The sequence below is a fragment of the uncultured Adlercreutzia sp. genome (assembly GCF_958431955.1).
In the GTDB taxonomy this organism is placed as follows: Bacteria; Actinomycetota; Coriobacteriia; order Coriobacteriales; family Eggerthellaceae; genus Adlercreutzia.
Genome location: NZ_CAUASN010000069.1, coordinates 1 through 2798, shown reverse-complemented (window position 1 = coordinate 2798; position 2798 = coordinate 1). Strand labels below are relative to the sequence as shown.

Genomic DNA, 2798 nt, shown 5'->3' with positions numbered 1-2798 from the left:
GCCTCCATCCTCAGTATCCGGTTGTGAAGGTGCCGCGGGGCCTCTCCCCGCCGCCATCTCTCGCGAGCGGCGCAAGGAAGTACTTTACGCGCTTCTCCGATCGGTGTCAACTCATTCACAAAGTCTTGACAACTTCGCTTACTCGTCGACCGCCGCAGAGGCGCTTGCGAGGCTGCCTTCCGCACTTCCGAAAAAGGCAACTTGCTTATAATACCCATCTTCTGCCGAAGCGCAAGGGGGCAATTTGAGATTTCTTGAAAACCTTTCGCTGTCCGGCGCGGGCAGAAACCCTTTCGCAAAGAGAGATCGCTATACTGGGTGTTCTCGGCCCACGCACACGTTAAAGGACACGCCCATGGCCCATCGCAACCCCAACACCAGCGCCCGCCCCTTCCGCTTCGCGGAGGAAGGCGGCTCGGCGGCCTCCGTCCGAGAGGGCGCGCTCCCCCTTCCCGTTGCCGTTCGCGAGGCGCTGCGCATTCTGGAAGAAGCCGGGGGCGAGGCGTGGTGCGTGGGCGGCTACGTGCGCGACGCGCTTCTGGGGCGCGCCATCCACGACGTCGACCTGGCCACGAGCCTGCCGTGGACCTCGGTGCAAAAGGCGTTTCGCGCCGAGGGTTGGGGCACGGTGGAGACCGGGGTGGCGCACGGCACCCTCACGGTCATTTGCGACGGCGAGCCCTTGGAGATCACCACTTACCGTCTCGACGGCGCCTACAGCGACGGGCGCCATCCCGATGCGGTGACGCCCGCAGCCACCATCGAGGAGGACCTCGAGCGGCGCGACTTCACCATCAACGCGCTGGCCTACCACCCCGATCGCGGCATCATCGACCCGTTCGGGGGCGCAGCGGACATCGAGCGCGGCGTCATTCGCTGCGTGGGAGACCCGCTTCGCCGCTTTTCCGAGGACGCGCTGCGCATCCTGCGGGCCTGCCGCTTCGCCTCGCAGCTGGGGTTCGCCATTGAGGAGGCCACCTTCGATGCCATGATGGCGTCGAAGCACCTGCTGCGCAAGGTGTCGGGCGAACGCGTCTACCGCGAGCTGGAGCGCTTCCTCTGTGGCGACTACGTGCACGACGCGCTCATGGAGACCGTCGATGTTCTGGCCTTCGTGCTGCCGGAGCTCGTGGCCATGAAGGGCTGCGAGCAGGTGACGAAATACCATATATACGATGTGCTGGAGCATACAGCCTGGGTGGTGCAGCACACGCCGCCTAAGCCCTTGCAGCGCTGGAGCGCACTGTTCCACGACATGGGCAAGCCAGCGGCGGCCTTTTTCGAGGAGCGCGACGGCGAGCGCGTGGAGCACTTCTACGGCCATGCCGCCGTGAGCGTCGTGCTGGCCGAGGGCATTATGCGGCGGCTGCCCTTCCCCGCCTGGTTGCGACGCGATGCGCCGGTGCTCGTGCGCGTCCACGACGACGTGGTGCCGGCAAGCTCGCGGGCGGTGCGCCGAATGCTCGGACGGCTGGGCGGCCGTACCGACCTGTTCGAGGCGCTCTGCGACATCAAGCGAGCCGACGCCTTGGCCCAGGCCCCCTTCTGCGCGCCCCGGGCCGATACGGCCGAAGAGCTGCGGGGCATCTTGCACGAGGTGCTGGAGGCCGAGGAGGCCTTCACGGTAAAACAGCTCGCCATCGGCGGCGAGGAGGTGATGGCCCTCGGCGTGGAGGCCGGCCCCGAGGTGGGCCGCATCCTGGATGCGGCCCTGGACGCCGTCATCGACGGGCGCCTTCCCAACGAGCGCGAGGCGCTGCTGTCCTTCGCGAGGGCAGAGGCCGCCGCCGAGTAGGCGGCTGCAACCGGGAGAGGACTCGCGACGCGGCCGACGGGCGGCCCTAGGCGATGAGATCGGCTACGAGCTTGGCGGCGAACAGCGCGATGACCACGAGCATGATGGGGCGCAGGACGAGCGCGCCCTTCTTGTCGAAGAAGGTGGAGCCGAGCCAGTTGCCCGCGATGTTGAAGGCCGCGGCTGCCAGGCCCAGGCCGACGAGCACCTGGCCGTTTACGAGGAACACTGTAAGGGCCGCGGCGTTCGTGGCCAGGTTGACGGCCTTGGTGGTGCCGGCGGCGCTCTTCACGTCCTGGCGGCCCACCGCGGTGAGCAGCAGCATGAGGATAGTGCCGGTGCCCGGGCCGTAGAATCCGTCGTAGACGCCCACGACCAGGGCGATGACGGCCGTGGCCGCGAGAGCGGCGGCCGGAGGAAGGGGTCGTTCGGAAAACCGGTTGAGGTCCTTGGCGCGAAACACCAGCACGGCTACGGGCGGCAGAGCCGCGAGCATGAACACCATGAGCACCGTGGCATCGGACAGAAGGGCCAGATTCGCGCCCACGGCGGAGCCGACGAGGCCGCAAGCCACGCCCGTGATGACGAACCGTCTCACCATATAGCCGAACAGGGCGTAGCGCACCGTGGCGACGGCGGTGCCCAGGGTGCTCGACAGCTTGTTGGTGGCGATGGCCGCATGAGCGGGGAGCCCCGCGAAGAAGTAGGCCGGCAGCGAGATGAGCCCTCCCCCGCCGGCGATGGCGTCCACGAAGCCGGCAACGAGCGCCAGCGGGCACACGATGAGGAACTCCACCTGCGCTCCTTCCCGAAGCAGATTGCCGAACCCGAGCCGAGCCCCGCAGGGCCCAGACCCCGCAGCGCTCGTGCTGCCTTGCGCCGCCCCGCAACGCAAGCCGTCGCAGTGCGAGCACGAAAAGAGCCGCCCGAGGGCGGCTCCGTGTGATCTTGGTAGCTCCGACCGGATTCGAACCGGCGACCTCCGCCTTGAGAGGGCGGCGTC

The 2798-nt window shown here is 67.8% G+C and carries 2 protein-coding genes; one reads left to right on the top strand and one right to left on the bottom strand.

Annotation, left to right across the window (positions count from 1 at the left end; genetic code table 11):
- Positions 1-355: 355 nt before the first annotated feature.
- A complete protein-coding gene (locus Q5064_RS11340) occupies positions 356-1795 on the top strand; it encodes a CCA tRNA nucleotidyltransferase (protein ID WP_302964770.1) in 1440 nt (479 codons plus the stop codon).
- A gap of 46 nt (positions 1796-1841) precedes the next feature.
- Here Q5064_RS11340 and Q5064_RS11335 read toward each other — a convergent pair whose 3' ends face one another.
- A complete protein-coding gene (locus tag Q5064_RS11335) occupies positions 1842-2591 on the bottom strand; it encodes a TSUP family transporter (protein ID WP_302964768.1) in 750 nt (249 codons plus the stop codon).
- Positions 2592-2798: the final 207 nt, after the last annotated feature.